This window comes from Achromobacter sp. 1012554356, assembly GCF_059760815.1.
Genome location: NZ_JCBANC010000018.1, coordinates 28,575 through 50,511 on the forward strand (window position 1 = coordinate 28,575; position 21,937 = coordinate 50,511).

The following is a 21,937-nucleotide window of genomic DNA, read 5'->3' on the forward strand; positions in this document are numbered from 1 at the left end:
AAACTGCTTAGATGTATTAATTTAATTCTTGTCTAGCGAATTGGGCCGCGCCGAGCCTGCCGACTCAATCATCTGCTGCACCTGCCCTGCAACGCGGGCGTACCCGTCCGGGGAATAGTGCTTTCCTGCCGGGGCGAAGCCAGACCTTCCCAGCGCCTTAATGCTCTTGGACGTGTCTAGGAAGCTAGACGCTCCTGCCCGGGATTCCACATAGTGCCGGAGGGACCGCTTGTAGGCGTCCGCACGGTGGTCCGGACTCCAATAGTCGCTGTTGGCCACGAACACAAAGGCAGCGGTACAGGAAGGCTTTCGGCAGACCGCGAGCGTCGTATCGACCGCCAGACGAGTTGACCAGGGAAGATTCGTCTCCAGGCGCTCGCCAGAAGAAATCGCGGCGAACGCCGCTCTCAAGTGGGTCAAGCGAAGAGAACGCCCCACCCTCGCAAGAAAAGGCTCGTCCACACCCTCCCTTGTTACGAGCGGCGCAGGCTTGAGTTCCGCCCCCGGCGAAGGATAGCGCAGCATTTGGGAGGCCTCAGCGTAAAGCGCCCCCAGCGCCTTCGAGATAGGACGTGCATGTGCGTCGTCGGGACCGTCGAAATACTGCGCCGCGCTTCTCCCAAAAAACACGCTGCGGTAGACGCTGCCCGTCTCGTCTAGGTTGTCGTTGGGATGGAAAAAGACGAAAACGAAACGCGGCGACGTGCGCGGCAAAAAGGTCTTCGCGAGCGCGGCGTACTGGATTGGGCCGTTCCCCCCAGTGCCAAGATTCAGCACGGTCAACCCGGCCCTGGCCAAGTGACCCGATATCGTTTGGTCGTCGCCTACGCAGGCTCCGTGGACAAAGGAATCACCGACCAAGACCGCATCAAGCTGCTCGTGGTCCCAGGTGGCGTCGGAGTTTCGGAACCCATATCGATCAGAGACATACCGCACTAGGCCGTATCCCTCGTTGCAGTATAGGAGCCTGGAGCGGGGTTGCGGCGCGAGCGGCGCGATGCCGTATTTCTCGGCCAACGCTCGATGTCGTGCGCTGGTATCGAACGATGATAGGTAGAGGCTTTGGGCGTAGCCGTCTGCCACGGCGGCCTGGATCTCTGGGATATCCTGTTCGCGAAAGCGCTTCGCCTCAATGGCGGAAGCCTCGGCGTACTGCGCAGCTACGTCCTCGTCCAGGGTCTGTTGCCGCCAGGCCAAAAGGCCGTCGCCCATCACCGCCGTGAGGTAGACCGCCGTCAGCATGACTGCGCCCCCAACCGCACGCACACCAAGGCTGGCGCGATTAGTCGAGCGGGAATTCGATGGGCGGGATCTGAGGCGTCGGTTGTTCATGTTTGTAGAGCACGAGGTTGCCAATAGCGAGCACGTCCAGGTCCGTGGCCATAAAGCAGCGGTAGGCATCGCGGGGAGACGCGACGATTGGCTCTCCCCGGACGTTGAAGGACGTGTTCACCAATACCGGGCATCCGGTGAGCGACTTGAAGCGCGACAGCAAGCGGTGGAAATGCGGGTTTGCGTCCGCATCAACGGTTTGGACGCGGCTCGTCATATCGACGTGCGTAACGGCATGGAGATCTTCAGTTTGGGCGGTCGCCACGAACTGCATATGAGGGCTGTCTGCACGCAGATCGAACCATGCCTTCGCATCCTCGGCGAGGACGCTGGGCGCGAAAGGACGAAAATCCTCCCGCCGCTTGATCTTGCGATTGAGTGTTGCCTTCATATCTGGCAACCGAGGATCCGCCAGAATGGACCGCGCGCCCAGCGCTCTGGGGCCGAACTCCATCCTGCCTTGAAACCAGCCAACGATGCGCCCTTGCGAAAGTGCGCTGGCCACCGCATCGGTAAGGGCGGCGTCGCCTAGCCTGCTGTAGACCGCGCCCATTTGGTCAAGCTGCTCGCAAATGTCCTGGTCCGCGAACTCTGGGCCAAGGAGGCAGGCCTGCATGGCGTCCGCGCCCCCGCCATGGGCCGCTAGGCGCTCGTTCTTGAGCGCATGGTAGTAGACCCCTAAGGCCGCGCCAATCGCGCCCCCTGCATCGCCTGGAGCGGGCTGCACCCAGACGCGATCAAATAACCCGGCCTGTTGGAGCCTGCCGTTCGCAACGCAGTTCAGCGCCACGCCCCCGGCCAAACATAGCGACCGGCTTTCAGTAGTCCGCGCGGCTTCAGCGGCCAAGGCAAGGACGACGTGTTCCGTCACCGCCTGGATCGACGCCGCGATGTCCATATGGCGCTGCTCGATGTTGGATTCCGGCTGTCGCGGAGCGCATCCGAACAATGACGCAAACCTGCCGTTGAACATCCTTGGACCCCATGCGAAGTCGAAATAGGACATGTTCAGCGCGAAGGATCCATCGGCCCTCACATCAATCAGGTTGTCCAATATCGTAGGGGCAAAGCACGGCGAGCCGTAGGGCGCGAGTCCCATCACCTTCCCCTCGCCGGAGTTCACCCGAAACCCGAGAAAGGCGGTGAAGGTCGCATAGAGAAGACCGAGGGAATGAGGAAACCGAATCTCGCGGTCGATGCTGAGGGTGTTGCCGCGCCCCCCGCCGATAGTGGTCGTGGCCCACTCCCCCACTCCGTCCATGGTCAGCACCGCAGCATCCTGAAAGGGCGACGGAAAGAAGGCGCTGGCGGCGTGGCTGAAATGATGCTCTGCAAACATCAGGCGGTTGGCCCAGTCCACTTGCTGGCTCACCGCCCCCCGCAGCTCTTTGAGGATGACTGACTTCTGGAACAGCTTGTCCTTGACCCATACGGGCATGGACTTCACAAAGCTGGCAAAGCCGCGCGGGGCGCAAGCCAAGTAGGTTTCGAGCAGGCGCTCGAACTTCACGAATGGCTTGTCGTAGAAGACCACGAGGTCAACATCGTCAGCGGCGATACCCGCGATGTCCAGGCATGCCCGGATCGCATGGCGGGGAAAGCTCGGGTCATGCTTGCGGCGCGTGAAGCGCTCTTCTTGCGCTGCCGCCACGATGCTGCCGCCTTCCACCAAACAGGCGGCGGCGTCGTGGTAGAACGCCGAGATTCCCAGGATACGCATGTTTTGCCAATCAGACGGAGCTTTTGGTCATGCCCAGCGCTTTCATGGCGGTGTCGAGTGAGGTGCGCTTCTCTTCGACCGTGATGCCGTTGGTGGTGAACAGCACGTCGCCGCGCATCAGCATGTCCTCCACCTGGAGCGCCAGCGCCCGTTCGTTCACAAAGTAACGCTTGGACTTGTCCGCAGGATCCACCCACTGAGCGCCGCAGAGAAGCGAGAACAGCATCCCCAACTGGTTGGCGTTTTCTTCACGGGTCAGGAACCAGAGCCAATGCGGCCACTCAATCGTGATCGACTGAAAGAACGTGCGGACTTCCGGGATCTCGAACAGTTCGCGAGGATCGTCGTCGTAGCCCGCGACCATGAACGCCACGCTGTCACGATACTTCTTCACTCGTTCGGGCGTATCAGTGAGGCCCCGAAGCTTGTCAAGCGTGGGCGCGAAATGGTGCCGCTCAATCTCCGAGCGCGCGATCTCCACAACGACCAACGCTGCTTCCTCTCCGTCGAACGGATCCAGATCTTCTGCCAAGACTACTTTCATCCTACTTGCTCCTGTTGGGTTGATGAATCAGTGGCCACGAGAACCGCCTCGGATCAAGGCATCGCATCGTGGCGTGGGGTGAAAACCAGTCGTCAGAACAGCGTGTAGACGAAGGGTGCGAGCACAGAGCCTTTCGCGACCATCATCAGGCTGCCGACCACGATCATGACTAAGATGATGGGTAGCATCCAAAGCTTCTTTCGACTGGAAAGGAACTGGTACAGCTCCGTGATAAATGCCATGGTCGTCGGTCAGTACTGGTTGTAGAAAGAGTCGGACGAGGCCTCTCGCTGGGGGCGTGCCGTCCAGTAGCTGCGCGAGCTGGGGCGTTTCAAGCCAAGCTCGTCTCGCCCCCGAAGCCGTCCGATGAGGGCGACAGGCGTGATCAGCCCGAAGAAGATGATCGCCAGGGGCAGAACAGCGAGAGCGCGCCCGCCCTTCTCAAAAAAGCCGGACGCGCGAGGCATCGCCCTCACCTTTACGGCCTGAACCGCTGAAGACTTGAGGCTCATACCCGCCACCCCGCGCCGCATCGTGACAGATGGGGCACGACGCGGCGCGGGCCAGAGCGCGGGGCGGTGGTGGGAATGCCAAGCACAAAACCTCCAAAAATGATTACGAAGCAAAACGCTTCCGGTTGAGGCGTCAAGCCTGCTGATGACTGATTCTAGGAGGCCGGATCGCATACACAAAGGCAAAACGGCATCAATCTTCGGTTTTCATCTTGATGGCGCGGAACATTGCGCACATTCGGAACGTATCGAGTGTCAGTTCCAGCTTTTTGGAGCGCGCAACGCGCAGGGCGAGGCGAAACAGCATCTTGATGTCCCGGGCGGCGATCCCTGGAAACAGGCTCACGAGCTTGTCTACCATGTCGTCGTCCAACTTCGCTTTAAATTGGGTGGCCATGACCCGCCAAATCGCAGCCGCAGCCGTTTCAGTGGGGGGGCTGTAGTCAATGATCGCCGCGCAGCGCGGAATGATTGCGTCGTCGATGTCGTCGGGGCGGTTGGTGGTCATGAAGAGCAAGCCATCGAAGTATTCGAGCGCGCGAAGGAACTCGGCCACGATGGCATTCTGTTCGATGTTGTTGCCCCGTCGAACCACGAACACATCGGCCTCATCCAGCAGCAGCACGCAATCCCAACGCTTGCCTCGTTGAAAAATCTCTTCCAGGCCCTCCTGAATCTTGTCGGCGGTTGTGCCCAGCTCCCCCGAGTGAACCCTGTAGAGGGGGCGGTCGATCAGTTCCGCGTAGACCTCCGCCGTGAGCGTCTTACCCACGCCGGGGACGCCCTTGCAGAGGATGACATTGCCCGCGCTCTTGCCTTCGATGATATCTTCCACGAACGCGCCGATATCGGTGGTCAGCACGTCCAGCAGGTCGCGGTGGCTCTCCGGCAGGATGAGCTTGTCGCGCAGGCTCTTGTTGTAGACATAGGGCGTCATGTTGTCGGCATGCACCCAGAAGAACTCGTGCGTCTGAAGGTCAAACACCTTCACGACGGGGTGCTCCGGCACCACTGCGGCATCGTCAGCGTCCTCGCGGCCTTCAAAGATATAGGACTCGCCATGACGGACAATCGCCCCGAAATCCTTCGGCTCCAGGTCATGGACGACACGTCGATTGATCAGCGCAACGCTGTTTCGCCGATACGGGTCGGCGTATGCGTATGGCTTGCCCGAAACCCGGAATTGCTGAGCAAAGGCATCTTGAGTAAGGCTGCGATGGCGCTTGATAGAGGCTTGATATTCCTCGCGCAGAGCCGGAGTCTCTTTGTAGATACCGTCCTCGGCCAGGATGTCTGCGATTCGACGACGCACAACTGCTCCTGGATAAAACGAGAAAGTTCGCGAATAAACGCCTACCTTCTCATCGCGATTTCCCTCGTTTTTGAACCCATAGCACATCGTATGGATGCTCACAGTGGGCTGCGGCTTATCGCGCGAAGACCGCCTGCCATCGTCGTAGACCACTTTCATAACGAGGTGGGGATACAACAGGCCGTCATTGCCCGTGGCGTAAAGCCACCCGTCGATGGCCTCATGCTTGAGGAATGATTCGAGCACTCCCTTGAACGCAATGAAGCTGGGCACCGGCTTATCGAACTCGCCGGACAGCGCGCTCAGAATCGACTCAAATGCCCGGCCAGCCTTCTTGTCATCCACATGCTTCGCCGCCGCGATCAGCTCGTTGAGCACTTCGGAAGAAATGTCCTTGCTGCTGATCTCTACTTCGCGGTCGCGGTGTTGCTCGTTGACGGCGCGGTAGCGCTTGAGCGCGGGATGTTGGGTCGCATTGATGAGTTCGGACGAAACGACGAGAGACATTCAACACTCCGGTTGTGCGGGCGCTGTCGGCCTGCTGGCATTGTGGATGCGGACAGGCCGCGATGGTGACGGTATTATAACCCATATGGCGCGGCAGCGCGGCTGTCGGGAATTGCAACGTCGAGGGGTTTACTGCGGGGAGAAGAAGGCGGATAGAGGGAGCGACTTGCGCCGCTCACCTCTCCAATGAGGGTTCTCAAGGCCCTCGCCTACTTGGTCTAACAAGTTCTTTGATCCGATCAGCGATTGCGATCAGGTATGTCTGTGGCTGAATTATATGCGCATCTGGGGCCATCAGCGCGCCGGGCCAGCGGCGCTTACAAAATCAGCCGTTTCGCCTCAGATGATGACACGGGGGCGCAGTTCCGCGATCTGCACGGCGCGCTCCAGCTTGTCGGCGCGTCGCCTGAGGTCGGCAGCCGTCGAAGCGTTATCCCAACCCGATTCAAAGTGGGCTTCAGACCGCAGAGCACTGACCTGTTCAAGCAGTTCCGGCCATCTTTCCTCGGGTTCGATCAGGGACCAGCTCTTGCCGTCGAACTCATCGATTGGCCTGCCGAATTGGTCTTTGAGGACGATGGTGGTGCCTGCAATGAACTTCCCATCCCACTCGTCCTTGTCCTCGTCGTCGTCTTTGCGCTGGGCGTGCCAGATTTCGAGCGCGTGCTGTTGCGCGTCCGCAAGGTGCCGATACGGGGTAAGGTCCGCGCTGAGAGAACCGTCCCTGTAGAAGTAGGCGTAGCCCGGATGCTCATCGTACATATCGCAGCACACCGACCCATGGATGACGCAGTGGTCAACGTATAGTGGCGACATCCTGCGCGCGATTGCGCTCACGACGTTCAGGCGCTCCAGCGATGCCGCGAACCCCAGGCGTTGCACTGCCGCATAGACAGCTTTCTCGGTCTTGATGGTAAGGGTGTGCTGCGCGGCACTGATGCGAGCCGCCAAGCGCTTTTGAAGGGAAAGATCGGACATGTTTTCTCGCTCAGGCGGCTTTCTTCGGCATCACGTCGGCAAAGAACGCATCGCCAATGGTCGGAAGGCGCAGCGATGAAGGAAACTGGCTAAGCAGTCGTTCGCGTTCAAGTGAGGGGATCGGGAAGGTTTCCTTCCGATCAAACACCACGCCGTACATGTCCCGCATTTCTACCACTTCGAGGACTCGTTCGTCCCGGCCCGCCAAGATCATGCGAGGCTCAGCTTTGACGGGACTCCACGCGCGGGCAGACTCGGGGTATCGATTGCTCCAGTTGGAGCCATCGCGCTTGCAGCCACCCCACAGCACCATGTTGTCGCTGACCGCATCGAACTCCCCGTCTAGGACTTCGTATGTCACTTCGTGAGTGTGCAGGCCGTAGGCTGTTCGCCACCGCGTCACGACCGTGAACGTAGCCAGCCTCACTTGCGACTCAACAAGGATTCCCGACACCGCGAAACGACCGACTTTGCGGCACGCGACGAGGTAGTTCTTGTTGGGATACGGTTTGCGCGCAACCAGATCCTGCTTGCCGTCCAGACGCAGGCCCAGCTCGGGGATCACCACGTCATAAAGAGTGCAAGGAAGGGCTTCCTCGGGGGCGTACTGGAGGTAAATCCTGGGCGTGACGTGGATGAGCATCAAATTGCCTTCTTTGAGGGGGTCTAGTCTGAGAGGTATCCAAGGGAGCGACACGCAACGGCGGCGCGCTCTCCAGCATCAACGATTGCGGCAAACGCCCGCTGCCCGCTGCCCTGCTCTACGATCCCAAATACGACATTGAAGCGGTTGTTCGCGTCATCGAGCCGGGAATCGTTCAGCCTTGCGCAGAACGGGCGCACCGGGTTGCTTGTGGCATCGATTCGCGCACGCACAATCGATACGGCATTGGGATCCTCTGCCGACTTGGATACCGCAATGGTTATGGCTGCCAGCTCGGGCACGCTGACTGACCGCTTTGGCGTGTCGGCCTCGGGCCGCTCGCGAACGGGCTTGTCGTTCAGGACTTGATCTTTCTGGGGGTGATACTGCGCCCCGCCGCGATTGAGGATCCCGTCTGATGTCGAAAGCGTGGTGTCCTGGCCGCCCAACTGCTTGTCGTAGCCACCCAGAACCACGTCGCGTTGCGGAGCCTGCGGCGCGTTATGCGCGTTCAGGACCATATCGCCGTGATCGGCTTGCGAGGGGGGCGTAGAGCACCCCAACAAAAGAAGGGAGGTCGCCGCCAGGGTAGCGATGCTGCGCGCACCTGTGAGAGCGCGGTTCATTCTTCGTCGGCCTCGACGATCTTCAGCGGCCCTTTGAAACCGATGGACGAGAGGTAGAGCTTCGTCTTCTCGATGACCTCTTGCCGGGTTGGCGCGTGCTGGTAGATCGGCACGGGCGCGTCCGCCTGCACAATCCAGGCCGGAGCGCTGGGAGTGTGGCCGGAGGGGTGTTCCTCCGGGCTGACAAAGGAGATTTTCGCGACGACCGTTCGAATGTTCTTGTCCACGAGTCTGCCCACCCCAGGAATGGTTTGGATCATGTCGAGCATCTTCATTTTTGGAACTCGGTAAGAATTGTGCCCCGGCCAGCGATGAGGATGCGCGTCGGAAAGCATGATGTCATGAGAGCTGAGCCTTGATCGTCTGCTGACGGGTTACGCGTCATCGTGCTCGCCGCCGCAGGCCGCGACGAGTTCCGCGATGACCTTGGACAGCTCGCCCGTCATGAGCGTGAATTCGCCGTCGAAGCGCTCTTCGGCGTTCGAGGCCGAATCGCTCTCCTTTTTCAGCACATCAAGCGGTGCAACGCGCTTGATGTCAAAGTTGTCGGTGATGACGAAGCTGATTCGGCTGTTCCACGTCAGCGCCAAACGCGTGACGCGCTTGCCATCTTGGATGTGGCGCATCACGTCCGAAGCATCGACGGACTGACGCACGTACTTCACCGTCGCCTTCTCTTCGGTCGCGGAGCGCATTTCAGTGTCCTGGTCGATGGAGAAGACTTCGGGCGGCTCATCCGTCGCGAGCCAGTCGGTCATCACTGCGGCGGGGTAAGTCTTCAGATGCAGCGTTTCAACAGGAAACGGGTCAATGGCCTTGCCCAGCATGCCCATAACTTCATCTGCCTTGGCGCTGGAGGCCGTCTCAACCACCAACCACTTGTTCCTTGTGTCGAGCCAGACGTTTGTATCGCGGGGAACGGAGAAGGCCTTCGGCAGAAGCTCGTCAATGATTCGCTCCTTGATGTCCTTCATCTGCTTGCGGCCCGGCTTGTAGCCTTGCTGCTCTTCGATTTCCTTGGCCTTCTGCTTTGCGTGCTTGTTGACGACTGCGGTCGGCAAAAGCTTTTTCTCGACCCGAAGCGTGAGCAGGTATTGCCCGTCGAGGGCATGGACCACCCCGTGGCTTGAATGCGAGCAAGGGTCCACCCACCCCATGGTGCCTGATTCGACGGCCTGCCCTTCCTGGTACGGGAACTTGCTGAGCGCGTCGCTCAACGCCGCTGCACTCAGGTCAAACGCACCCAGACGGTAGATCTTCAGGTTCTTGAAAAACATGTGGCCTCGTAAAGAGAAGACGGGTGGCTTGAACGGAGGGATATCAATATCAAATAGCGTTAAAATAATACTCCAAAACATTCAAGCGCTGCACGGCGGGCTGCGGACCATCAGGTCCGGTGCCGCCACCCCTGCTAGGTTTCCTTCACTATCCATCCACCCCGACCACTTAAGGTGCCTCCATTGGCCAATACCAATTTCCATGCTGAGAACGTCGCAGACGCCTTCAAAACGCTGAACGAGGGGGCCTCAGGCCTCTTTCAGGCCCGCAAGGTCGGCGTCCGAGTACACGTTCCTGCGGGCGTGAGGGAGCAAATGATCGCCGCGCATGGACAGGAAGCGGTCCGCGTCCTTGCGCTGATTGACGGTAACGTCGATTTGGATATGCCCAACGGCGTTGCCATTCCGAGTCAGACTGCCCAGCATGAAAGTCTGGCTAGCACTCCGGCGTCTGTTTTCGAAGACCAGTCGTTGGAAAGCAAGCTACGAGAGCTGGAGGCGATTTGCACAACCATTCGCTGGGAACGAAGAGGGCGAAATCCCCGCCTGGAGTTCACCCTTTTGTTGGGCGCTTTTTCGTTCGCAATCCTCATGGGCGTGGAGTTCTTGATTCCGGGTCTTTGGCAAGTCCCGTACAGCCGTTCGCTGTTCGCAGCCATATTGATTGGGTGGGTTTGCTATTTGCGCTCGTCGAAGCCGAGATCGATGCGGCCAATCTGGGAAAAGCAGATTGCCCGCTACCGCCCAGTGAACAAAGATGCCCATCAAAGTCTGATCAAGAAGATGTGTCGATTCGATGCGAAAGAGCGCGACCCGATTTACTGGATCGCGCAGGAGCGTGAGGCGTTGATGAATGCCGCCCGAGGTACGGAAGCGACACACCCCGCCTTTGAGGACAAGGTTGTCTGAAGGACGTTCAAGGACTATTGCGCCACGTCGCCTCATCCACCGCAAGGGTTGAAGAAACCATTGAACTCGGGGCGGCAGTACAACCCAACAGGAAATCTTGTGAAAACAATAAGCCAGGAATTCGACGCGAAAGCGCTGCAATTGAGAGAGATCAGGGATGCGACGGACGCGATCTGCCCCAACTCCAGCCCACGCGCGCTGGCTCCGGCGCGCGGCGGCTGTATAACCGGCATTGCGCTCCTGGCAGCGTGCTACTACTGGTTGGCGCTGCCGCTATGGCAGACGCTTTGCATTGCGCTTGCGGGCGGCGCTGCGGTGTGCATTGCGGTGCGTCGCTTCGGAAAGAAACCCGAAGACGGAACGCCGCGCTTGGAATCCCTTTTACTGGCCTACGACCCCGTTGATAAGTACGCATTTCGCTCACTTCAACGCGACGTTGCAAAACTCGGTTTCACTGGTTATAGGCTTGGAGCGTGGCTTAACCGTGAGTGTGTCGCATTGTTTTCAGAGCATGCGCATCACTCAAATGGCGTAAGCGCTGCATCGGATCAGCGCGGCCCGACTGATCTGGATGAGAAAGCGCGGCAACTCAAGCGGCTTCGTCGCACGACACAACTTATGTCGATGGGCCTAAGTCCCCCGATGCTGCGTGCCTTGGCGTGGGGACTCCCCGTTTTCGCAGGGATCGAGATTTTAGAGAGATACGACGTTTCGCCCGGAAGTGATTGGTGGCGTCTGCCGCAAATTCTCTGGCTGCTGTCGATGGCTGCTCTTTGGCTTGTCAGCAAGAGGCACGCGCCATGGAATTCTCAGGTGGAAGAGCAAATTCGAGCGTATCAACCAGTGAACACCGATGACTATCAGCAGCTTCTCGCAAATGCTGCGGTGCACGGTTTGCAGGTGCGTGAGGTGCAAGATTGGATCTTGTGGGAGACAACGGAAATCAACGCCTTGCTGAACCCGAAGGGCGCGCCCGATAGCCCGTTCGTTCAGAAGCAAGTCGAATGAGCAGCCGAATCAGATAAGGAATGAGGATGTACGAATATATTGCTGAGCGCCAAGCCAAGCTGCGCCAATTGGATGAAATCAATCTCACGCTCGCGATGGCGTGGAAAGGCGCTAATCCGCGCCTCAACTTCGCGATTCTGCATGCGGCTGCGGCAATGGCCGGGATTCTCGGCGTCGAACACCTGGGCCTCGAACCGTGGCGCGTTTCGTGGGCGCTCATGCTGGCGGTCGCCCTGGCCGTCGTCGTCATCAGCTACCGCTACGGCAAAAGACCGAAATCACTGCATGACCGACTGGTGGCGCAAATCGCTGCGTTCGATGCGGTGAGAGTGGACCGTCATGCATCGCTGCAAGCGAGCGCGGCCCGGGGGGTGTTGACCTTGGAAGATGTGCGCGATTGGACGCATCTGGAAAGAGAGGCGCTGGAGGATCTGGCGCCCCTCTATTCCTAAGTGCTGAAGCGTTTGATAGCAAGCAAGCGTCCACGCTCCGTCACCCCAGCTCGTCTGAAAAAGCTAAGGGCCGCGACTCATGTGAGTTGCGGCCCTTTCTGTTGCCTGACACCGGGCTGCTAAATCAGCATGTGGGACTCGTAGAGCACTACCGGAGCGCCGTCAGGACGCAAAAATTTTACCCCCTTGTCGCTGCGTTCGACGGCCCACGTCTCTGTCGCGTCGAGAGAGTCATCGAACAGGAGGGTCACACGTACCTGCGCCGTTGAAGGTCCGACGACGATGCAGTTCGCCGTGCCAACACCAACCGCCGCTGAAGATAGCGAGCGCAGTGTGTCGCGCTGCGTACCTAAACAGGTGTCGGTTCCCACCGTGAATCCGACTTCTCCCGAAACCGTGACGGCGAGCATCGGACCCACGACAAGCGCGACGTGTTTAGCTTCGTCCAAGACGCGCTCCGTGATCGTGGCCATGGCCCGGTCCACCAGCCGTTCTCCAACCTGCAAAGCTGGATAAAGCAACGCTAGGCCGCATAGCGCCAATGCTGCCGCAGCCTTCAGCCTCAGGCGTTGCGGGGTTGCGCCGTTATTCATCCCTCGTCCTCGTTATCTTGGTGTTGAATCGCTTTTGATCGACCGCTCAGCTTCGTCGGGAGCGCTTTCGCAGCGCGGCAAGCGCCCTACGCTGCATTCGATTCTCGTTGTCGTGGAGATCTGGCCACACTGCGTATGAGCCGCCGCGCCCTGCAACCGCCAATGGGCGCTCTCTCAGGGCGTACCTGACTGTTGCGAGCGATATCTTTCTGCTCAGAAAGAGCCGCATCAAGCATAGGAAATATCTCATCGGGGAGTCGGGTGGGCTATGGATCCGAGGCAAGGCAATAGTGGGCTACGCGTGCGTGGCCGGGCAGCGGATGGTGTTGTCACCGACCCACTCGTCGGAGAACTTTTCGAACGCGCCAAAGGGCATTGGAAAGCCAGAGGGCAGATTGATCCGGGTGATAAGGTCGATCACTTCGGCTCGACCCAGCGTGCGCTTTACCTCAAGTTCGGTCACAAGCCGCTCGAACACATCCACGTTCAGATCAAAGAGCACGCCCAGCATCTTCAGTTGTTTGCCTTGCAGCGCATGGAGTGCGTCGGCGTTGTGCTTCTGTTCGAGGTCCGTCGTGGGCTGGGCGTAGTAGATGCCGTCAGACAGCGTGCTCAAGTAGTCATGGGCGAGCGCGAGCCATTGAGCATGATCTGCCCGGCTGCCGAAGGTCGTTTCGCCCTGCATTCGGGCTTCCCCCATCTTTCCCGCGAGAAGCGTGAGCATCAGCCACTCGGCGAACGTGCGCTCCACAAGTCGATGCTCCCTCTGAAAGCCAGAGACATAGCCCAAAATCCCCGTGCCATCCATGCCCTGCTTTACTGCCACGGTGAAGTCTTCTGGCAGGCTTCCCAACGCTCCATAGCACATCACATGCCCTGCCTCGTGCGCGGCGATGTAGCGTGTGTCGCGGGCCGTAGTTTTGGAAATCTGGTGCGACATCGACGCGAAGGGTTCGTGCTCGTCCGCCGAACTGGCGGGAGCGTCCCGAAGGCTCCCTGTAGCCCATGCCAGCATGAGAAACACTGCGATGAGGACCGCTCCCGCAATCGCCGCGTGAACGTGGGTGGACACGAATGCCAAGCCGTGATCTCCAAACTTCCCGCCCAGCCAAAGGACGAAATGCAGGATAGCCGCGTTATGCAAGAATCGGACCGCGAACCCCATCAAGCAGAACCCGGAGCTTCGGTAGAGGTACGCGGCGGCGGGCAAGAAGGCCAGAAACATCATGCCAAAACTGTCGGCCAAAGCCAGCACCTCCCTCAGCTCTGGAGACGCGGGCTGCGTGCGGTAGGCGTTAAAAAACGCGCAGATGCCGATGTAGGCCGCTGCGCGTAAGCATGAAGCGCGATGCTCGTAGAGGAAAGCGCCAAAGGCGCGAACGGTCGAGCGAGAATTGTCCCATGGATGCAACACGATCCAAGCGATCATGAACGCCAACATGCCGAGAACGAACGGCAAGCCGCCTGGAACTGGACCCAACATTGACGCCAAAAGATTCAACCCCAGGCCAATCGGAATCGATAGCGCCAGAAGGGCAATCGACGAATGGCGAAATGCTTTTAGTGTTTTGATCACTCGCATGATTGTTTTCTCGCGCTGCTGTGTTTCGGGGCGGTTCATTTAGCTCGCCGCTCTGTTATTGGACGTTCTGGCCAAGGGGTGTAGTTGAATGCCTAGTCGTGTGCGGGGTGCTCTTTGATCACGAGCCTTCCGTCGAACAGGCCCAGCACACCGCGAAGTCCTTCCTGTTCCTTCTCGGTCATCGCGTACTCGCTTTCGCACAGCTTGTACTTGACCGATTCGGCGGCGGCAACGGTACGCAGGTCGTGAACCGTAAAGACGCTGTTCAGGTTCTCCAACACGCCCGCCTGCGGCAGTTTGGCGATGTGGTTGGCTTGCTCTTGAGGCTTTATCACTGCGCCGTCTACGGTCCATACCGCATTGCGGCATTCAGGGCGAAGCCCCTTTGCGGTCTTCGCGCTGATGACCATCGTGGGCGCTTGGGGACGGCGGCTGGAGTCCCGCTCCACGAAGAAGCCTAGATATGGGCGGTTCAAGGAAATCTCCGCCGACGAAACGGCCCAGGTGTAGATGTCAGCATCACGGTTGGGATCGCGACTGGCGAAGAGGTTCGGATCTGTCGCGACTTGCGCAGCAACAGCAATCGAGGCCGGGAGCATCGCGAGGATGCCGATGAAGAGGCGCATGGTCTTTCCTTATGGGATGGGTACGGGAGCGATGTGACAGGCTTTCAGGGGGTAGCGTCGCCCGGTGAGCGCGGCGGTGCGAAGCGCCGCATGAGCGGATGGTCGAATTCGTCGGAGAGTCGAAGCGTTCCATCGAACAACCCGATCACCTTCTTGAGGCCTTCGCGCTCCTGGCTTGAGATCTTCGATCTCATCCCGCAGATCACATACTCAACGTCTCCAGGCTCAACGATGGCGCGCAACGTATCGAGCGAGACGGTCTTGCTGCGAATCTCCAAGACCCCCGCCTGCGGCAACCGCGCCGTGACGGTCGAGCTTCGCGCAGGGCTGATCGCTTTGCCGCCGATCTCGATAGCGCTGGTGGCGCACCGCCTGTCCAGAGGCGCAGTCGTCTTTACGTTCAGGACAATGGTTGGTTCCACCGCCCCCGAATCGCCGCCCTTTTGAACGTGAAAGCTCATGTAGGGAGCGTTCATGGGGATCCGGTCCAGCATGGGCGTCCACGCGTAGATTTCACCGCCCCCCTGCCCTGTAGGGGTCGCGGTGAGGTTCGGATCCTGAATCGCCTGTGCAGCGAACGCAGTCGGGGTAGCGATCACCCAAGCAAAGAGAAGGGGTTGCAGGCGCATGGTTCTACTTCGTGGCTCGCTGCTCAGTGCTCTCGGGATGTTCGTCTACCGAGTGCTGAATCAAGGCCTCAAGCATCTTCCGAAGGGCGATCTGCTCAATCGGCACGAGAGGAATGTGTTCCTGGCAGAGGCGGACTCGGGCGCGCTTTGCGCCGGAAAGCTCTTCCAGGTCCGCCCATGAGAACGCGAACCGGAAGGTTTCGGTCGTCACGCTGATGCGTGCGTGGTGCTTGTAGTCGTGGCCCAGCGGCTCCAGAGTGTGGCCATCAACCTCCCATTCGATGTCGTCGCAGTCCTGGAAGTACAACCGATCACGCAGGAAATGGAGGACCACCAGCGGAGCCACCAGCTCTTGGGGCATGGCCTTCGCTGTGAAAGCCACCACTGGGAAGCCGCTGGACATAAAGCGCTGGGTGTGCTCCCAGCTAAACGATTTGACCAGGGTCTGGCGATCAAAGAACGACCTTGGGAATGGCGGCGTCTGCTTGGCCTGAGCCTGCCCCCAGGCCAGGGGCGCGGCGAGTGCCAGAATCAGCGGCAGCCGAATCACCGCGCCGCGATTGAGAACGTGGGCGGCACCCGCCAGCTTGGCCAAGATCGCGGCTCGCAACTATTTTGCCCCGGTCGGATAGTGCATCTGGCGGCAGAGCGCCTTTGCGTCGCGGCCCACGGAAAGCACGTTGGCGTCCACCACCTTGCCATCGTCCACGATGTTCCCGGTGATGATCGCCCAGGGCATCATGCGACCCGCAGCGTCATTGCCCCGGGCTTGGGCGCAATAATTACGGATGTTGGCCGACGAATCGTCAGCCCACATGTCCTTGATTTCAACGCTCGTCGGTGCGATTGCCCCGGCTTTCATTGCGGCGGTGACGGCGGAAAGCTCGGCGGCATTGGCCTGACGCTTGGGCTTTTGAGCGGACTGCTCGCGCTCGGGGGAAAGGGGCTTGCTCGCGTTCTGCGTGGCGCACGCGGCGAGACCCAGAGTCGCAGCAAGGAACGGGACGGCAATCAATCGCTTCAGCATGAGAATTCCAAAGGGCAAAGTAAACGGAGTGGATTTAAAGTAATTCATACCGTCTATTGATCGGTATTTTATAGCACTTCTGCGGACGCAGCCCGGAAGAGCTGCGTCGCGGGCACGGCGGAATGGACCGCTGACCGGAGCCGGATCAGCAAATGGGCGTCAGGCGAACCTGTCTGCATCAAAAGCGTTCATGGCGGCGTTGAACCCGTCAGGATCAGACGCCAGATAAGTCCAGTCGCTGATGGTATCGATACCGTTGCCCAGCACGAGGAAGATCTCACGATCACCATCGCATTCGGCCTTGCGCACGCGAAGCCACGCCTCGTCCAAGTTGAAGATCAACTCCATGGCGGATTTCATGTCGGAGCACGGCTCAAGCTCTTCGCCGTCGTAAAGCCCAGTGACCTGAAAGCCGTTGGCCTCCAAGTGGGCGATGAGATTCGCCACGATTCGGCGCTCCAAGCGCCCCCGGGGGCTAACCTTGCTGCCGAATCGGCGCTCCATCATGGCGTCGTGATCCAGGGGCGGCGGTTCGATGATGGCGGTTCGAGTCTGAGGCATGGCGTTCTCCAGGTTCACGCCGTGCAGACGGGCGTGGGGGCGTCGGTTAAAACTATTATAACCCATGCCCGTAGAAGCGCGGGATTCTGATGCTCAGCAGCTTGCAGCCTGCACCCGACTAACGCAGAGGGATCCGGACTTCGCAACCGCCGACCCGTTCGCACTCGGCTGGTATGTCCAGATCAGTGTGCTGTGTGCTGGCGAGGAAGCTAAATTGCGAGCGGTCGCGATAATCAAACCCGCCGTTGTCGTTCTTCCGAAACACCAATCCGACAGCCCAAGGGGCATGGCTGTCGTTCATCAGGCCGAGGCGGACAGCCGCTTTGGGCGACATGATGATGTCTCTTTGGTAGTAGAAGAGGCTGTGAGCGAACGCGAGGGAAACGTTTACGAGAAGACTCAGGAACGCCACGACGCAAAAAGCGCGTGCTGTGAAAGACGACTGTGTTGACAGCATGAGTTCTATAACCCTCGATGGTTGATGAATTGCAATAGCTCGACGCCAACAGTGCGCGGATGCGATACGAACGCCGCCTTAAGGCTTCCCAAGCGTCATTTCGCAACCGCCGATACGTTCGCACTCGGCGGGAACGTCCAAATTGGTATTGTCAGTGCTGCGGGCGTATGCCAGGGCCTTCGCGTCCCGGTAATCGAAGCCGCCCAGCTTGTTCTTCTGGAACACCAGTCCACCAGATCGGGGCGCAAAGCTCTCGCTCATCAAGCCCAGGCCGACAGCCGTTTTGGGAGTCATGATGATTTCCGCGTGGCGGACGAAACTCGCGTGGGAGTACACCCAGCCCATGTTCAAGACGAGAAACGCGATTATGGATGCATAAAAACCGAAAATAACGCGCATACAGCTTCCTTTTGCTGTGGGTTTGAAAATAGACCGGATTTCGCAGCCAAAAGGCTATTTTTCCGGATCCACCTGCTTGCGCATCCAGCCCTGCATCAAGTCGAGGGTGACATCTTTCTTTCTGCCCACGGCGGGAAACCGCACGGTGCATTGCATCCAGAAGGCCGGATGGCCGTCCACAGGATCCCATGCTGTCAGGACCGTACCCACTCGCCCTGCTATCTGCTTTCTGACCCGCGCCAAGATGGGCAGATCAGGATCATCCTTCAGCGTCACGAGGTCGTCGCGTTGAACCATTGTCGAGAGTCCAGTAATTGCCAGGGTCGCACAGCTCAGAGCTGGTTGGAGCCGTCTTTGAGCGAAGCCCGGCGCTTTTTCCATGCCCGGTAGTAAAGCGGTGCCGGGAGCACCAGGAACACGAGGACCGCCCCCCAAACCCACATAAGAGGCTCATTTCGGGCCGCAATAATTGCGACCAAAAGCGGGCGATCACTGAGCGCTTTGTGCAAGACGCCCACTCCAATGATTACGCCCAGGATGAAAAGCAATGTTCCGTTCGGCTTGTGGTCATGCATAGTTCGCGGCCCCTATAACGTTGGTCGTACGTTCATTCACGTCCGGTAGTCCAGCGGCGACGCCCGGGCGGCTGCTTCAACTCGCACCGCACGCGGCTGGCGATGGTGCTTCGTGGTTGCTCACGCGAATTCTACTTGCCGTTACTGACCTGGACGGTTTGAAGGGTGTCCAGGCGCAAGAAGGTGAAGTCACCGCTGCCGTCCTGCGCCCATCCTTTCGTGTCGATATGCACGACGTTGCCGAGCCAGACGGGCTGGGTGACAGGCGTGTGCCCCACGACCACGGCGCGAAGACCTTGCACGCCCGCCTCGTCCTTGCCCTCGAATCGCTTTCTGGACCACATGCACTCTTCGCGTACGCGCTTTTGCGTCGATGCGGTCGCTTCACCACTGAAAACCGACTCGATCATCCACCATGCCTCCATGGGGCAATCGGCGTGCAGGATCCCCACCGCACCGCTGCTGGTTTCGACCTCGATGGCGATGGGCAATGCAGCGAACGCGGTGCCGAACCGCTGTTGCTCCGGATGGGGCAGATCCAAAAACCATCCTCCCCCGTTGCGACGGTAGTTCTCTGCGTCCACGGGATTGCCCGCCGCGAAGCGGACCGCATAGTCCTCATGGTTGCCTCGCACCGCATGAAACCACGGCAGCGCCAGCCAGTTGAGCGCGTCCGTGCATTCCGGGCCTCGGTCCACCAGATCACCCACAGAGAAAAGGCGATCAACCTTTGGGTCGAAGTTCACCGCAGCCAGAGCGGCGCGCAGACGGCTGAAGTGCCCGTGAACATCACCCACGGCGAAGTCCCGGCCAGCGGTGTTGCGGGAGAAGCGTTGCAGCATGGATCAGAGTACCTTTGTCGTACCGTTCAGGTGAGCGAAGACGCCGAGTTGCGTGAGGATGTTGATGATTCGGAGCTGGCCAACAGTGGGCCATTCGATGCTGAAGCTGCGCCCCCGCTCCGTCTCCTGCGTGAACTTGATTTGGTCATCGCCAGACCGCACGAGATAGTCGGTTGCTCCGAACGCGGCGGGCTTGCTCAACACCTTCAAAGCGGGATCCACGGAGCCTTCCCAGCCCGGCGTGGCCGCAACATTTCTCACGATACGCTGCACCAACATTTCGTTCTCCTGTGCGCTCATCTTCTTGGCAGACTTGCGAGCCATGGCGCACGGCGCTCGCTTGTTTGATACATCTATTCTAACCCATATGCGAGCGGCAATGAGTTGCCGCCGCCGCGCGTTACAGATCTTCGCTGTGGCGTGCATCGTGCGCCTGGACGCTGGTGGCCGACCGCCGACGTACCCACCAAGCCGCTGGCCCCTCGCTGTCGCTCATACCTATGCAAAGAAGAAACCAGCCCTCGCCCTGTGGCGCGCTTGGCTTCCAAGCTGCGCAGTGCTCCGCGATGATGAGGGTTGGCGCGCCCGCAGAATCACGCGCTTCGCCATCCTCGGTCATCAGGACGATTCGGCTTTCGAGTTGGTGATGGGAGTACCACAGCTCGAACGCTTGGTAATCCGGGAACGGGTCCGGCATCTGGGTGTGCCGCCAGAAGCCGCGTGAATCCCGAACTACGTGCTCAGCCACGATGAGCGGCGCATTGGCCGCGTCCGTGTCTTGCCCGGGGTTCGCCCCCGGCCTTGCCGATTGGTTGATGGATCGGGTCATGCCGGACGAGGCTCGCTGGCGACCGGATCGAACGCGCCTTTCGGGGCAGATGCGGCGGCTGCCAATGCCTCGTCCACCATCCGATCAAACACACTGGTGCTCGGTTCGTGGCCGCTGCACGATTCCTTGTAAAAGCGCAGGGCCGAAAGCGCCAACTGCGCGACGTTCGCGCCGGGGGCGGGCGTGTCCGTCGATTGGGGCGTCGAGAGCGCGGTTTCGTAAGCAGCTTGGCGTTCCAGCAGGCGCAGGCGATCCAGGTCGGCAGCCATCGCGCCGGGCAACTGGCGAAGCGGAATCATGGAGACGACGTTATCGAAGCCGTTGATGTGCTTCAAATCGGGCCGCGTGCTGGAGCGGGCGAAAAGCGTGGTCGTCTGCCCCACCACCAACCAGCCGAACGGCTCGCGAGCCGCCTGGGTAAGGTGCCATCCCTTGTTGATGAATGGTGCGAGCGCTTCGGCCAGCGCCCCCGCCCCCAGCTTGTGATCGCCGTTAACGCGGCGAATCTCTTGCGCCAGGGCGTCAACGTCGATGTCGATATCAGGTTGCACAGGGGTCAAACTCATCGCGGCTTCCTTTGTGAAGGTGATAGACGCATTATAACCCATGTCATCGCGCAACCGCCGATTTTTGTTCCGGTGATGCCACCAGCCTTGCCGTTCACGCCCCCGTACGACTCCAAGGCACTCGCGACACGGCCCTCTTCCACAAGGAGCCTAGGCTCGACGATTGGACTGGCTGACAAGCCGCTTTGCTCGGTTGAGTTTGGGCGGCATGGCGTTGCTGGCTGGTCGCATTGGCGCTTTGGAGCAAGACGGTGCTCCTTGCCGTTAGCCTGTTCTCGTGGCGGTCACAGTGCCATGAACTGAACGGTGTTCAGGCGTGTGGGCATGCCTGCCTCGTTTCCATTCCAGATTCGCCCGATGAGGCCTAGCGCGACAGATGCGTGGCAAGCGTCGTGAGCGCCGGGTGATCGCCTGTGCGGATCTGTTCCCGCTCGTGGGCCAACCGCTTTGTCACGTCCACGGCCTTGCAGATGCGTGTCGTGATTTCGGGCCAGCGGTGCCAGTACGTCTTGCTGTTGGACATTGATTCGTCCCAGAAGTCTTCCCACCACAGCTTGGTCACGCTGCCATCATCGAGTGATAGCGGGTGAATCGTCCCCGCCCTCAGGGCATTGAACATCTTATCCGGGACGATCCAGCTCGTGATGAGCGGCACGCCCCCTTTGGGAAGCTTACATAAAAGCTCCAACGTCACCGAGAGCGCCATCAATTGGGCCTCACCCGTAGCCCCGATTTCTTCGCTGATGTTCATCCCCGTCCGGTAAGTGACGCACCGATGGTCGTCGCGCTGCTTAACGATTGCGAACGATCCAAGCTCGTCCGCAGCACGAACCAGAATCAGCCGCTTCAGCCCCGGGAAAGGAGGCGCTGGCTGATCCGACTGTGGTGATGTTTGCGGATCGGCCGGGAGGTTGAGCAACCATCGGGCCGCTTTGGTCGGATCCTCGCTCAGTCGAACGTCGCCCACGGGGAACGGCGCTCCATCCCCGTGATGCAGCCAGTTGCGACTCAAGCCAAGATGCTCGGCAATCCTCTGCAACTGCTGGAAGGTAGGTTCTTCCCATCCCAGATACCAGTTTTCGACCGACTCGACGGTGGACTCGCCAATGGCCTCAGCGATGTGCGACGGACGCCAGCGCTTGCGCGTGGCTGAGTTGATCTGCTCCAACGACGAATCCAAGCGCTGCGACAGTTGTTTGCACCGCGCACTGCGTTCTTCCTTGTTCAGGACAGGTTGGACCCAGTTTCGAAGCGCGTGGCGCGCTTCCGCTTCAAGGGATCGGTCACTTGCTCTCGCCATCGACTCCAGGGCATAGAACACGTCGTCTTCAAGGCCGCGTACCAGAATCTTGTTGCTCATACAGATTGATATCATTTTGTTTTGCGTGACAGAATGACATCAATGAAACCGCATCAGTCAAGGAGAACAGG

At 59.6% G+C, this 21,937-nt stretch carries 28 protein-coding genes; 3 read left to right on the forward strand and 25 right to left on the reverse strand.

Features of this window, described 5'->3' with window-relative positions; genetic code table 11:
* Window positions 1–21: 21 nt before the first annotated feature.
* The 10 genes from AC6LJW_RS11450 to AC6LJW_RS11495 all read right to left on the reverse strand — a co-directional run bounded on the left by AC6LJW_RS11450 (window position 22) and on the right by AC6LJW_RS11495 (window position 9,451).
* On the reverse strand, window positions 22–1,242 hold the full coding sequence (locus AC6LJW_RS11450) for an SGNH/GDSL hydrolase family protein (protein ID WP_498087299.1): 1,221 nt from the start codon (window positions 1,240–1,242) through the stop codon (window positions 22–24).
* 40 nt (window positions 1,243–1,282) lie between these two features.
* On the reverse strand, window positions 1,283–3,052 hold the full coding sequence (locus tag AC6LJW_RS11455; RefSeq protein ID WP_498087300.1) for a carbamoyltransferase family protein: 1,770 nt from the start codon (window positions 3,050–3,052) through the stop codon (window positions 1,283–1,285).
* Between the two features lie 10 nt (window positions 3,053–3,062).
* Entirely contained in the window at window positions 3,063–3,596 is a 534-nt protein-coding gene (locus AC6LJW_RS11460) for a hypothetical protein (protein ID WP_498087301.1), read from the reverse strand.
* Between the two features lie 92 nt (window positions 3,597–3,688).
* Window positions 3,689–3,838 carry a DUF5989 family protein gene (locus AC6LJW_RS11465; protein WP_498087302.1) on the reverse strand — a complete coding sequence of 50 codons (150 nt, stop codon included), beginning with the start codon at window positions 3,836–3,838 and terminating at the stop codon, window positions 3,689–3,691.
* 463 nt (window positions 3,839–4,301) lie between these two features.
* The gene (locus tag AC6LJW_RS11470; RefSeq protein WP_498087303.1) at window positions 4,302–5,927 is read right to left on the reverse strand and encodes an ATP-binding protein; all 1,626 of its coding nucleotides are present in this window, start codon (window positions 5,925–5,927) and stop codon (window positions 4,302–4,304) included.
* 339 nt (window positions 5,928–6,266) lie between these two features.
* Entirely contained in the window at window positions 6,267–6,905 is a 639-nt protein-coding gene (locus AC6LJW_RS11475; protein ID WP_498087304.1) for a hypothetical protein, read from the reverse strand.
* A gap of 10 nt (window positions 6,906–6,915) precedes the next feature.
* On the reverse strand, window positions 6,916–7,548 hold the full coding sequence (locus AC6LJW_RS11480) for a DUF6012 family protein (protein ID WP_498087305.1): 633 nt from the start codon (window positions 7,546–7,548) through the stop codon (window positions 6,916–6,918).
* Window positions 7,549–7,571: 23 nt separating this feature from the next.
* A complete protein-coding gene (locus AC6LJW_RS11485) occupies window positions 7,572–8,174 on the reverse strand; it encodes a hypothetical protein (protein WP_498087306.1) in 603 nt (200 codons plus the stop codon).
* A complete protein-coding gene (locus tag AC6LJW_RS11490) occupies window positions 8,171–8,449 on the reverse strand; it encodes a hypothetical protein (protein WP_498087307.1) in 279 nt (92 codons plus the stop codon). Before AC6LJW_RS11490 ends, AC6LJW_RS11485 begins: the two co-directional genes overlap by 4 nt.
* 99 nt (window positions 8,450–8,548) lie before the next feature.
* Window positions 8,549–9,451, reverse strand: coding sequence for a recombination-associated protein RdgC (locus tag AC6LJW_RS11495; RefSeq protein ID WP_498087308.1), 903 nt, complete (start codon window positions 9,449–9,451; stop codon window positions 8,549–8,551).
* 183 nt (window positions 9,452–9,634) lie between these two features.
* Between AC6LJW_RS11495 and AC6LJW_RS11500 the strand changes: the two genes are divergently transcribed.
* The 3 genes from AC6LJW_RS11500 to AC6LJW_RS11510 all read left to right on the forward strand — a co-directional run bounded on the left by AC6LJW_RS11500 (window position 9,635) and on the right by AC6LJW_RS11510 (window position 11,820).
* A complete protein-coding gene (locus AC6LJW_RS11500) occupies window positions 9,635–10,360 on the forward strand; it encodes a hypothetical protein (RefSeq protein WP_498087309.1) in 726 nt (241 codons plus the stop codon).
* A 99-nt stretch (window positions 10,361–10,459) separates the two neighbouring features.
* On the forward strand, window positions 10,460–11,368 hold the full coding sequence (locus AC6LJW_RS11505; protein ID WP_498087310.1) for a hypothetical protein: 909 nt from the start codon (window positions 10,460–10,462) through the stop codon (window positions 11,366–11,368).
* 26 nt (window positions 11,369–11,394) lie between these two features.
* Complete coding sequence (locus AC6LJW_RS11510) at window positions 11,395–11,820, forward strand: hypothetical protein (protein WP_498087311.1); 426 nt, start codon at window positions 11,395–11,397, stop codon at window positions 11,818–11,820.
* A 119-nt stretch (window positions 11,821–11,939) separates the two neighbouring features.
* Here AC6LJW_RS11510 and AC6LJW_RS11515 read toward each other — a convergent pair whose 3' ends face one another.
* The 15 genes from AC6LJW_RS11515 to AC6LJW_RS11585 all read right to left on the reverse strand — a co-directional run bounded on the left by AC6LJW_RS11515 (window position 11,940) and on the right by AC6LJW_RS11585 (window position 21,866).
* The gene (locus tag AC6LJW_RS11515; RefSeq protein ID WP_498087312.1) at window positions 11,940–12,413 is read right to left on the reverse strand and encodes a hypothetical protein; all 474 of its coding nucleotides are present in this window, start codon (window positions 12,411–12,413) and stop codon (window positions 11,940–11,942) included.
* 295 nt (window positions 12,414–12,708) lie between these two features.
* The gene (locus AC6LJW_RS11520; protein WP_498087313.1) at window positions 12,709–14,034 is read right to left on the reverse strand and encodes a hypothetical protein; all 1,326 of its coding nucleotides are present in this window, start codon (window positions 14,032–14,034) and stop codon (window positions 12,709–12,711) included.
* A 53-nt stretch (window positions 14,035–14,087) separates the two neighbouring features.
* Window positions 14,088–14,621: a hypothetical protein gene (locus AC6LJW_RS11525; RefSeq protein ID WP_498087314.1), complete on the reverse strand. Its 534-nt coding sequence runs from the start codon at window positions 14,619–14,621 to the stop codon at window positions 14,088–14,090.
* A 44-nt stretch (window positions 14,622–14,665) separates the two neighbouring features.
* Window positions 14,666–15,250: a hypothetical protein gene (locus AC6LJW_RS11530; protein ID WP_498087315.1), complete on the reverse strand. Its 585-nt coding sequence runs from the start codon at window positions 15,248–15,250 to the stop codon at window positions 14,666–14,668.
* A gap of 4 nt (window positions 15,251–15,254) precedes the next feature.
* Window positions 15,255–15,845: a hypothetical protein gene (locus tag AC6LJW_RS11535; protein WP_498087316.1), complete on the reverse strand. Its 591-nt coding sequence runs from the start codon at window positions 15,843–15,845 to the stop codon at window positions 15,255–15,257.
* A gap of 15 nt (window positions 15,846–15,860) precedes the next feature.
* Window positions 15,861–16,277, reverse strand: a complete 417-nt coding sequence (locus AC6LJW_RS11540; RefSeq protein WP_498087317.1) for a hypothetical protein — start codon at window positions 16,275–16,277, stop codon at window positions 15,861–15,863.
* A 159-nt stretch (window positions 16,278–16,436) separates the two neighbouring features.
* Entirely contained in the window at window positions 16,437–16,838 is a 402-nt protein-coding gene (locus AC6LJW_RS11545) for a hypothetical protein (protein ID WP_498087318.1), read from the reverse strand.
* A 118-nt stretch (window positions 16,839–16,956) separates the two neighbouring features.
* Window positions 16,957–17,172, reverse strand: coding sequence for a hypothetical protein (locus AC6LJW_RS11550; RefSeq protein WP_498087319.1), 216 nt, complete (start codon window positions 17,170–17,172; stop codon window positions 16,957–16,959).
* 201 nt (window positions 17,173–17,373) lie between these two features.
* On the reverse strand, window positions 17,374–17,694 hold the full coding sequence (locus AC6LJW_RS11555; protein ID WP_498087320.1) for a hypothetical protein: 321 nt from the start codon (window positions 17,692–17,694) through the stop codon (window positions 17,374–17,376).
* 54 nt (window positions 17,695–17,748) lie between these two features.
* Window positions 17,749–17,991, reverse strand: a complete 243-nt coding sequence (locus tag AC6LJW_RS11560) for a hypothetical protein (RefSeq protein WP_498087321.1) — start codon at window positions 17,989–17,991, stop codon at window positions 17,749–17,751.
* 409 nt (window positions 17,992–18,400) lie between these two features.
* Window positions 18,401–19,111 (reverse strand): metallophosphoesterase, encoded by a 711-nt coding sequence (locus tag AC6LJW_RS11565; protein WP_498087322.1) that lies wholly within the window; start codon window positions 19,109–19,111, stop codon window positions 18,401–18,403.
* 3 nt (window positions 19,112–19,114) lie between these two features.
* A complete protein-coding gene (locus AC6LJW_RS11570; RefSeq protein ID WP_498087323.1) occupies window positions 19,115–19,435 on the reverse strand; it encodes a hypothetical protein in 321 nt (106 codons plus the stop codon).
* 76 nt (window positions 19,436–19,511) lie between these two features.
* A complete protein-coding gene (locus AC6LJW_RS11575) occupies window positions 19,512–19,940 on the reverse strand; it encodes a hypothetical protein (RefSeq protein ID WP_498087324.1) in 429 nt (142 codons plus the stop codon).
* Window positions 19,937–20,506 carry a hypothetical protein gene (locus tag AC6LJW_RS11580; RefSeq protein ID WP_498087325.1) on the reverse strand — a complete coding sequence of 190 codons (570 nt, stop codon included), beginning with the start codon at window positions 20,504–20,506 and terminating at the stop codon, window positions 19,937–19,939. Before AC6LJW_RS11580 ends, AC6LJW_RS11575 begins: the two co-directional genes overlap by 4 nt.
* Window positions 20,507–20,870: 364 nt before the next feature.
* Window positions 20,871–21,866, reverse strand: coding sequence for a FitA-like ribbon-helix-helix domain-containing protein (locus tag AC6LJW_RS11585; RefSeq protein ID WP_498087326.1), 996 nt, complete (start codon window positions 21,864–21,866; stop codon window positions 20,871–20,873).
* Window positions 21,867–21,937: the final 71 nt, after the last annotated feature.

Bases quoted from the DNA above. Each gene is read 5' to 3' on its own strand.
- AC6LJW_RS11560 (WP_498087321.1), bottom strand. From the start codon at position 17,991: ATGGTTCAACGCGACGACCTCGTGACGCTGAAGGATGATCCTGATCTG.
- AC6LJW_RS11450 (WP_498087299.1), bottom strand. From the start codon at position 1,242: ATGCTGACGGCGGTCTACCTCACGGCGGTGATGGGCGACGGCCTTTTG.
- AC6LJW_RS11570 (WP_498087323.1), bottom strand. From the start codon at position 19,435: ATGGCTCGCAAGTCTGCCAAGAAGATGAGCGCACAGGAGAACGAAATG.
- AC6LJW_RS11525 (WP_498087314.1), bottom strand. From the start codon at position 14,621: ATGCGCCTCTTCATCGGCATCCTCGCGATGCTCCCGGCCTCGATTGCT.
- AC6LJW_RS11565 (WP_498087322.1), bottom strand. From the start codon at position 19,111: ATGCTGCAACGCTTCTCCCGCAACACCGCTGGCCGGGACTTCGCCGTG.
- AC6LJW_RS11515 (WP_498087312.1), bottom strand. From the start codon at position 12,413: ATGAATAACGGCGCAACCCCGCAACGCCTGAGGCTGAAGGCTGCGGCA.
- AC6LJW_RS11530 (WP_498087315.1), bottom strand. From the start codon at position 15,250: ATGCGCCTGCAACCCCTTCTCTTTGCTTGGGTGATCGCTACCCCGACT.
- AC6LJW_RS11520 (WP_498087313.1), bottom strand. From the start codon at position 14,034: ATGAACCGCCCCGAAACACAGCAGCGCGAGAAAACAATCATGCGAGTG.
- AC6LJW_RS11465 (WP_498087302.1), bottom strand. From the start codon at position 3,838: ATGGCATTTATCACGGAGCTGTACCAGTTCCTTTCCAGTCGAAAGAAG.
- AC6LJW_RS11575 (WP_498087324.1), bottom strand. From the start codon at position 19,940: ATGACCCGATCCATCAACCAATCGGCAAGGCCGGGGGCGAACCCCGGG.
- AC6LJW_RS11490 (WP_498087307.1), bottom strand. From the start codon at position 8,449: ATGAAGATGCTCGACATGATCCAAACCATTCCTGGGGTGGGCAGACTC.
- AC6LJW_RS11475 (WP_498087304.1), bottom strand. From the start codon at position 6,905: ATGTCCGATCTTTCCCTTCAAAAGCGCTTGGCGGCTCGCATCAGTGCC.
- AC6LJW_RS11455 (WP_498087300.1), bottom strand. From the start codon at position 3,052: ATGCGTATCCTGGGAATCTCGGCGTTCTACCACGACGCCGCCGCCTGT.
- AC6LJW_RS11510 (WP_498087311.1), top strand. From the start codon at position 11,395: ATGTACGAATATATTGCTGAGCGCCAAGCCAAGCTGCGCCAATTGGAT.
- AC6LJW_RS11470 (WP_498087303.1), bottom strand. From the start codon at position 5,927: ATGTCTCTCGTCGTTTCGTCCGAACTCATCAATGCGACCCAACATCCC.
- AC6LJW_RS11550 (WP_498087319.1), bottom strand. From the start codon at position 17,172: ATGTCGCCCAAAGCGGCTGTCCGCCTCGGCCTGATGAACGACAGCCAT.
- AC6LJW_RS11480 (WP_498087305.1), bottom strand. From the start codon at position 7,548: ATGCTCATCCACGTCACGCCCAGGATTTACCTCCAGTACGCCCCCGAG.
- AC6LJW_RS11580 (WP_498087325.1), bottom strand. From the start codon at position 20,506: ATGAGTTTGACCCCTGTGCAACCTGATATCGACATCGACGTTGACGCC.
- AC6LJW_RS11555 (WP_498087320.1), bottom strand. From the start codon at position 17,694: ATGCGCGTTATTTTCGGTTTTTATGCATCCATAATCGCGTTTCTCGTC.
- AC6LJW_RS11545 (WP_498087318.1), bottom strand. From the start codon at position 16,838: ATGCCTCAGACTCGAACCGCCATCATCGAACCGCCGCCCCTGGATCAC.
- AC6LJW_RS11460 (WP_498087301.1), bottom strand. From the start codon at position 3,596: ATGAAAGTAGTCTTGGCAGAAGATCTGGATCCGTTCGACGGAGAGGAA.
- AC6LJW_RS11485 (WP_498087306.1), bottom strand. From the start codon at position 8,174: ATGAACCGCGCTCTCACAGGTGCGCGCAGCATCGCTACCCTGGCGGCG.
- AC6LJW_RS11540 (WP_498087317.1), bottom strand. From the start codon at position 16,277: ATGCTGAAGCGATTGATTGCCGTCCCGTTCCTTGCTGCGACTCTGGGT.
- AC6LJW_RS11585 (WP_498087326.1), bottom strand. From the start codon at position 21,866: ATGAGCAACAAGATTCTGGTACGCGGCCTTGAAGACGACGTGTTCTAT.
- AC6LJW_RS11495 (WP_498087308.1), bottom strand. From the start codon at position 9,451: ATGTTTTTCAAGAACCTGAAGATCTACCGTCTGGGTGCGTTTGACCTG.